General features: G+C 46.3%; 10 protein-coding genes. All 10 read right to left on the bottom strand.

Annotated elements, in window-relative coordinates:
* The coding region (locus tag F0319_RS18760) for a contractile injection system protein, VgrG/Pvc8 family (RefSeq protein WP_240168120.1) at positions 1-256 on the bottom strand (256 nt) is incomplete at its 3' end.
* A gap of 59 nt (positions 257-315) precedes the next feature.
* Positions 316-765 carry a hypothetical protein gene (locus F0319_RS18755; protein ID WP_111964747.1) on the bottom strand — a complete coding sequence of 150 codons (450 nt, stop codon included), beginning with the start codon at positions 763-765 and terminating at the stop codon, positions 316-318.
* Between the two features lie 51 nt (positions 766-816).
* Positions 817-1,263 (bottom strand): hypothetical protein, encoded by a 447-nt coding sequence (locus tag F0319_RS18750; protein WP_149367541.1) that lies wholly within the window; start codon positions 1,261-1,263, stop codon positions 817-819.
* A gap of 107 nt (positions 1,264-1,370) precedes the next feature.
* Positions 1,371-2,468: an ADP-ribosylarginine hydrolase Tri1 gene (gene tri1 / locus F0319_RS18745; protein WP_149367540.1), complete on the bottom strand. Its 1,098-nt coding sequence runs from the start codon at positions 2,466-2,468 to the stop codon at positions 1,371-1,373.
* Between the two features lie 37 nt (positions 2,469-2,505).
* The gene (locus tag F0319_RS18740; protein ID WP_111964750.1) at positions 2,506-2,886 is read right to left on the bottom strand and encodes an immunity protein Tsi6 family protein; all 381 of its coding nucleotides are present in this window, start codon (positions 2,884-2,886) and stop codon (positions 2,506-2,508) included.
* A gap of 80 nt (positions 2,887-2,966) precedes the next feature.
* Positions 2,967-4,037 carry an ADP-ribosylarginine hydrolase Tri1 gene (tri1, locus tag F0319_RS18735; protein WP_149367539.1) on the bottom strand — a complete coding sequence of 357 codons (1,071 nt, stop codon included), beginning with the start codon at positions 4,035-4,037 and terminating at the stop codon, positions 2,967-2,969.
* A 199-nt stretch (positions 4,038-4,236) separates the two neighbouring features.
* A complete protein-coding gene (locus tag F0319_RS18730; protein WP_045404268.1) occupies positions 4,237-4,584 on the bottom strand; it encodes an immunity protein Tsi6 family protein in 348 nt (115 codons plus the stop codon).
* Entirely contained in the window at positions 4,577-5,839 is a 1,263-nt protein-coding gene (locus F0319_RS18725) for a polymorphic toxin type 46 domain-containing protein (RefSeq protein ID WP_149367538.1), read from the bottom strand. The genes F0319_RS18730 and F0319_RS18725 overlap by 8 nt, the downstream gene beginning before the upstream one ends.
* A 2-nt stretch (positions 5,840-5,841) precedes the next feature.
* Positions 5,842-6,636: a DcrB-related protein gene (locus F0319_RS18720; protein WP_149367537.1), complete on the bottom strand. Its 795-nt coding sequence runs from the start codon at positions 6,634-6,636 to the stop codon at positions 5,842-5,844.
* 11 nt (positions 6,637-6,647) lie between these two features.
* The coding region (locus F0319_RS18715; protein WP_149367536.1) for a type VI secretion system Vgr family protein at positions 6,648-7,895 on the bottom strand (1,248 nt) is incomplete at its 5' end.

The raw sequence follows: 7,895 nt of genomic DNA, 5'->3' as shown, positions 1-7,895 counted from the left end.
AGCGGGTGCCCGTCAGCTCAACGGCGCTGACCGCCACCCGGGTAATCTTGCCGTTAACATAGCGGGACGTCAGCAGGCTCTGCGTCGGGATGGTCACCGTGACCGGCTGGCCCAGCAGCTTGCTGCGGTCGATGCGCGCGTCCGTGCCGAGCACGGTCAGCGTGAGCGCGAACGACTCGGACATCGCCTCGCGGCCGGAGAGTTTCCAGAAAAGCAGCCCCTCCACCGGGAGCTGAACGGTAATTCGGTTGAGCATAATCTTTATTCCACTATGGACTAATCTCGGTGTTCATTGAGATATTTTTTAAATCGTGCTTATTTAAGCCATAAACCTGAAAACATAAGGACGCTACCCAGGGAAACTACGCTTTTAGCAACGATAAGTAAGCAAGGCGCAACAACGCGTGTTATAGACGATATTGCTTCATAATTTTCAGCATTGTATTTTTTGTGCCCTCCTGTAATCCCGGAAAAGATCGTACAGAGCAGCACAACGGTAACTTTTAGTCCCCATACGCACAGGAAAGACATGGAAAAGATAATCGAATATTGTTTCGCCGTTGCGACGGAGAATAATGACATTGACTGAGCGAGCCATTTCAACGTAAAACCAATAACAACCGTAACCGCTAGCACCAGAACGAACATCAACCCAGCAAGGAACCATTGTTTTTTACTGAATAAGTCTTTTCCATTCCAGATAAATGCTAGCGTCCAAATCATAAAAATAAAAAAGAAAAACAAATGCATCATAATATCCCGCATTTACTTATTTTCATATCCTGGCATTGCTGGCATCTAACTAACCTCTTTATATCAGCCTGTACTGCCAAACCAGATGCCATAGAGCATCAAGATACAGCCTAACGAGGCGAGACATTTTGCTACCAGGTGTAATTTGGCCCCGTACCGGGCAGACAGAGACGATAGTTTTAAATACATTTCTTTGGTATTATACCGTTTATGAAATCGCATAATACTCTCGAAAATAGCATTCAACATCACAACAAAAAATTTCGACAGTAACATTGCCACCAGGGATGCCGGTAATATTAATGCTATCGCCCGCGCGCTTTCTCTGTCCAGTAACGGGGTTGATTTTGATACGCCAATTAAAATGAGTGTCAATGCAAGCGCACCAACCAACACTGAAATGAATTTAATTCTAAAGTCTCGCCACTCTTTTAGGGTGTAAAGATCTTTCCCGCTCCAGATATAGACTAAAGAGATGAGTATAAAAATTATAAAGCCAGTCCATTTCATTATTTCATCTTTTATTCATGCTTTTTGCCAGAGTAAAAAAACAGTCACTACTTTTCTTCAGATTTATGACACGGATATCCTTCCGTGCCATAGATGATGAACAATTTCTAAGCGATGTATTCAGGAGCTCTATCGAACAATTCACCTGCCATTGTAGCAATCCGTTCGTATTGAACGAGTTTGTTTTTCCACTCCTTCGGAATACCGGAGCACCCATATAATGCCCCAGCTATTTGTCCCGCCGTGGCCGCAACGCTGTCAGCGTCATCGGCAAGATTGGCAGCCAGCAGAATCGCATCCCGGAAATTATCAGTATTCCATACGGACCACATCGCGGCCTCAAGCGTATCGATTACATAACCACTTGAACGAATCTGATCGCGAGTTTTTTGCTTATATTCACCCGCGTTGATAATCATTACACGTGGCTGTAGCGGCATGACGTGCGGAGAAAAAACAAAATCTTTATTGCTACCGTTAATCATATGCACGAGCAAATAACTTAAATACTGTGTGCTATTTATTGCTTCCGCGGCTCCATGCGTTGCTATACTTTGTTTTTTAGCCTCATAAAACGCTTTACTTAATGACTTTCTAAAAAAAATAGAGACAGGTGCTTGCCTGATGATGGAAGCATTACCTGCAGTTTCTGGCGCTGTATTACCGCTCCACCCGGGACCAACAGTTAAATATTGCCCTAAAGCAAACCGTGTTGTATTTCCTATATCAAAACAGACGCCATTTGAACTATTATAACCATGCTGATACCATTCCAGAAGTTTATTCCTGAAGCATATAGTATCAGCATCACCTTTCTCAAGAAGCGTTTCCGCAAGACATAATGCCATGGATGTATCATCCGTCCATTCACCTGCGCGGAGTCGAAATGGCCCACCACCTATCATATCTTTGACATGTGCTTTGTCACGAGGTAAAAATTCGAGCGTCGTACCTACAGCATCTCCAACAGCAAGACCTATAAGCGCACCGACAGCACGGTCTCGCGATTCCGCTAGTGAGATGTTACATGATGGCGTTAAGTCCCATTGTTTTTGTACATCACTATTCGAGGATGATTCTAAGGGTTTATTATCATAAATATACTGCAGCCTCCGCTGGACGGAAGGATTGCTAATCGGTAAGTATTCGCGATATTTATCCACATATTTTATCAGGACATGCAAATTGGCATGTAAATCTATCATCCATCACCTAAAATATAGTTACATTCAATATCGTATCCTAAAACTCATCAGGATATTTCATCTTTAGGTTTTGTTGTTTTATTGTGTAATTGGCGTCAACCTCGTGCGGTAGTCTAACCTTTAACCCTCGACGTATTTGATCCACAATAAACCAGGCATCCGACAACCTTTCAAAAAACAACTCATCAGAATTATCAAACTCCTTCGCTGCAAACATACCGAAAGTCATTTTCCATAACTTTGCTTTATCCTTTTCCTTGCCTTCGATTAAGTCCCGTAAAAATATTAATTGTTGTACGATAGAGTCGTACATTTGTAAAATCGGGGCGTGAGAATCACGATTCGTGACGTCTGCATATCTCTTTTGTGCTAAAGTTAATGCTTTATCAACATAACCAAAGGTTGTCATTTCATTCATTGCAGTAGATTCAGTTAAATTGAAATACGACACCTTAGTGCGAGTTGTTTTATCACCTCGCTTCCCCCTATTAATTCTAACTATAAAAAATTATCCTCAGGTGCTCTATCGAATAACTCACCTGCCATTGTGGCGATACGTTCGTGTTGCACGAGTTTATCTTTCCACCCCTGCGGGATACCGGAATAACCATATAATGCTCCCGCTATTTGTCCCGCCGTCGCCGCAACGCTGTCAGCATCATCGGCAAGATTGGCAGCCAGCAGAATCGCATCCTGGAAGTTGTCAGTATTCCATACGGACCACATCGCGGCCTCAAGCGTATCGATAACATAACCACTTGAACGAATCTGATCGCGAGTTTTTTGCTTATACTCACCCGCGTTTATGATCATTACACGCGCGCACAGTGGGAAAATATGAGGCGAAAAAGCTTCTTCTTTTTGATAACCGTTAATTAAATAGTGCAATACCAATCCGAGAAATTGGCATGCGTTAATTGATTCTACCGCGCCATGCGTTGCTCTACTCTGAGCCTGGGATTCGAAGTAAATCGCACGCAGCGATTTTCGACGAAAGATAGATACCGGGGCTTGACGAATAACCCCAGCATTAACAGCAGTATGTTTCTCTGTATTGCCATACCAGGAAGGTCCGACACGCATATACTGTTCAAGCGCGAATCGCGTCGTATTCCCGATATCGAAACACCGACCATTACTGCTATTATCTCCGTTAAGATACCATTTCAAGAGATATTTTCTAAGCACATCGGTATGCATTCTTTTTTCTGAAAGATAAGTCTCTGCCAGACATAATGCCATGGACGTATCATCTGTCCATTCACCAGGTTTTAATTGAAAAGGCCCGCCACCAATCATATCCTCTACATGTTCACTGTCTCTTTTCTTAAACTCAAGAGTGGTGCCGACGGCGTCCCCGGCTGCCAAACCGACCAGCGATCCAAGTGCCTTATCACGTGAAACATCTTCAGTTATGGTTAAAGGTAATGTTGCATCCCATGAGTGAGATGAATTCGACGCATCAAGACTAGTGTTTCTTCTTCCATTACGGATATTAATTGGCATGTAGCTACGATAACGATCGGCATAACGATTGATTACCGAGTCTTCACTGTGAAGATCTTCCATTATGCATTCTTTATAAAAGGATTAAACCAGGGAAACTGCGCATGACAGATTATAATCTATCATTCTCTCTTTTTTCCGTGAAACAGAAGACTTAATTACATTAAAAAATGGAGATAGCAATCAAGTGTATATGATAGTTACAGCAAAAAAGTGTTAACGATACCGGAAAATCACATTTAAAAATCAAAAAAACTGCCTATCACTTACGATATCTTTTTTGCCTTTTCAGGTACTCTACGTCTTGCTCATGGGGAAGAATAACCTTTAATCCTTGCCCCATCTGCGAGGCTATATAATTAGCATTGGACAAATGCTGAGCAAGTTCGGCATCGGTAGTATCAAACTCTTTAGACGCAAGCACTCCAAGATTCAATGTGTGTAATTTACTTTTATCTTTTTCAGCACCAGTTAGAATAGATTTAATATAATCCAACTGATTTTTCGCCATAACATATAAAGAAAATGTAGGATTTTGTTCTAATCGATTATTAATTGCATCAATAGCATCATTGATATAATCTAGCGCGGTGTAATTTTCTTTATTCATGAGCCACCTTAAATATATCCTTTTCGCTTGAAAGCATCTGTATTGCCCCACCTTTTGTCTGATAGGGTACATCTTTCACTGACCAAGTATCAAGTGCGGGCAAAGAAGTACTACGTAACATTTCAACTTTTTGTTGTGAAACATACGGTTTTGCTACTTTATCAACAACTTGATCAGTGCCATAAATAGTACCTTTTGGATTGATACCCAACTCTGTTGGCTCAACATCTTCTCGAAGAGCATACCAGTTTCCCTGTCGTCCTCCTGGCACTTGGTTTTGATAGAGTGTTTTATTTCTGTTTATTGTTTCAACACTCACTCTATTTGTATAGTCAATGCCATTATCAAAGTCACGAATCTGTTGCGGAGTGAAGCCCTTAGATTCGAGCCAGTTTCTTGCCAGCTCTTTATTTCCTCTGGCTGTAATATCTCTATTGAGATCGCCCGTGCGTCCAAATTTTTCATTAAGTTCAGCTCTTCGGGCCGAAATATTTGGCTTAACCGGTTCGAGAACAGGCTTACCAGCCCGCCACGCATCAAACCTTGCCCCTCCCTTCATGCCAGCCCCGCCGCCGATAACAGAGCCGATCAGCATCCCCCATTTCTGACCGTCGCTGCCTTCGCCAAACAGCATTCCACCCGCGTAGCTACCCACAGTGCCACCGCCCATCGCACCGAGGGTACTCAGAAGTGCGATTGCCGGACTGGCCAGCACCGCCATGGCTCCGGCACCAACGGCGAGCATCGTCCAGTTAACCCATTCCGGGATTTCAGGACTTATTTCATCGGTCTGAACCTTGCTTCCACCGATAATAACATTACGCGATCCCTGACTAATCTCGGCGCTGCAAGTCAACTTATCGCCTGTGCGAGAGGCGGGAAAGTTATTGATGTAAACTTTTATCGAACCTTCCGCAACCCGTTGCAGGCTACCGCTGAGCTCATCACACTCTCCGGCTGACAGATGAGCGCGGATAGCCTTTCGGCTGTTGATAAAGACATTGGGTGAACCTTCTTTTAGCGTACCGGTGGTATGGCGTGGAGCCCATGACATACTGCCGAGGAGCTCACCCAACCCACCCGCAGCACATGCCCCAGCCGCAACGGCAGAAACAGCAACCAACGCGGTCCCTCCTGTGACGACAACGGCAGCTGCGCCCAGAATTGCCCCACCAACCAATCCTGCGATCATCCAGCCTTTTGAGGCTGTATGAGCAATCTCATCATCTACGCGAGCGGCCAGACATTCGGACATAACTATTCGGTTGGCTGTGCCATCAGATACCCACGTATCCGATCGGGTGTATTAAGTTGGTCAGAACCAGAGACCTGGCGGCATACGGAAAGCTGTGAAAGCAAGTGATGTGATTTGTCTGAGGAAGTCGTCCAGAGCGCGTAACGAAGGGGTTGGCTGTCCGGAACGGGTGCAATACTGAGTGGTTTACCCCGCTTTTCAAAAAGCAAATACTGCCCCTCTTTCGCCCGCTGAAGCGAAAGGTGTCCATACAGTTCCTGAATGTTTTCAAAGACACTGAGTACCTTACTCTCACTATCAAGCGCAAAAAATGGCCCCTGGCTGTCGGCAGCGAGCATTTCCTGGGTTTCAGTCTGAGCCGGTTTGTGGAACTTAATACTACGGATAATTTCCTGATATTGATGATGATAATAATCGCTAAACTCGCCCGGGCAAGTACCGATATAACACACCATCTTTTGGCCGCCAGGATGGTCACCGAGCAAAATAACGGTCTGCCTCTGGAAAATGATCGCATTATCATTTTTGAACTGATAAAAAAGCTCAACCGCAGGGTGACCATCAACAGAGGTCATCTGAGAGGATTCGAGACGAAAGTCGGGCACCGTAATTTCCAGTTCACGTACCAGCCGTGTTGCCGCATCATGGACTTTATCTTCGTTTTTAGCACTCGCACGAGAAACAACAAAAGTAAACTCGCTGGCTCCATTATCACTCAGAGTAAATAAATTCATGGTTCTGTCTTTAAACACATCAGGTAAGGCGAGGGATGCTTCCTGAAGAATATATTCAGCCATTCGGGTTACTCTTATTTATTGCCATTAATAACAAAAAAACTATCCACTTCCTGCTGGATTTCACCCTGAAGGGATGCGCCAGGCGGATCGATGACATTTTGTCCATCATCAGGGTTCAAATGTAATTCGCCGGAAAGCGTATTAATTTGCGCGTTCTGTTTCGCAGTAAAGTTAAAATTATTACCAATGATATGGACGCTGCCGTCTTTTGATAGCTCGATGGCGCTTTCACCACATTCCAGTCTCAGCGTATTTCCTGCGGAAAGTATAAAATTATTAACGACTTTATCGTTTCGACTGTTCCCCGTCAGGCATACCACATCGCCTTTAATTCCTGATTTCTGGTTTTTCGCTACCCGTAAGGTTTCATCTTCACCAACAAACTGGGTACGATTTTTTTCAGTAGAATGAGACTCGTCGTTTTTGACGTTAATATCCAGATTCCGCTCGGCCTGGATCCACACCTGCTCTGCACCCGCTTTATCCTCAAAGCGCAGGGCGTTGGCGTTGTCCACGGAACCGTCTTTCGTGCGGCTCATAAAGCCCATCTGCGTCGCCGCAGCCGGCAGCGCCCACGGCGGCATGCTCGCGTCGTTGTACACGCGACCGGTAATGATCGGACGGTCCGGATCGCCGTTGATAAAGTCCACCACCACCTCGTCGCCGACGCGCGGGATCTGCACTCCGCCGTAGCCCTGGCCTGCCCACGCGCTCGACACGCGCACCCAGCAGGAGCTGGTGTCATCGCCCTTCGCCAGGCGGTCCCAGTGGAACTTCACCTTCACGCGGCCGTATTTGTCCGTCCAGATACTCTCGCCGTTCGGGCCCACCACCTTCGCGGTCTGCGGGCCGTAGGTGCGCGGCCACGCCGTGGTCTGCGCCGGACGGTAGACCACCGCCGACGGGATGACCGTGAAATCGGTACGGTGAATGGTCTCCCCCTCGCCGCTGGCGTAGCGGTTCTCTTCGAGGTGATAGCCCGCCGCCGTGACCAGATACTCACCGTTGTCGCTGAAGAACGGCGCGTTGGTTAACGTGAAGGTGTGGCCCGGCGCAATCCCCGCCGCCGTGGCGGTGGCCTGAATCTGCTGGTGCTCCACCTGCCAGCGCTCCTGACGAATGCGGGCATAGAACTCCCCGTGCCCTTTGTCCACAAAGCGCCCCGGCCAGTCGTACACGTCGATGCTGCCCGGCGTCGGCGACGCCGGGTTCTGCTGGGCCTGGAACAGCCACGCGTTCGGCTTGCGGAAGTCATAGTC

Source organism: Enterobacter vonholyi (assembly GCF_008364555.1).
GTDB classification, from domain to species: domain Bacteria; phylum Pseudomonadota; class Gammaproteobacteria; order Enterobacterales; family Enterobacteriaceae; genus Enterobacter; species Enterobacter vonholyi.
The sequence above is the reverse complement of the archived record's forward strand: the minus strand, read 5'-3'. Positions and strand labels throughout refer to the sequence as shown.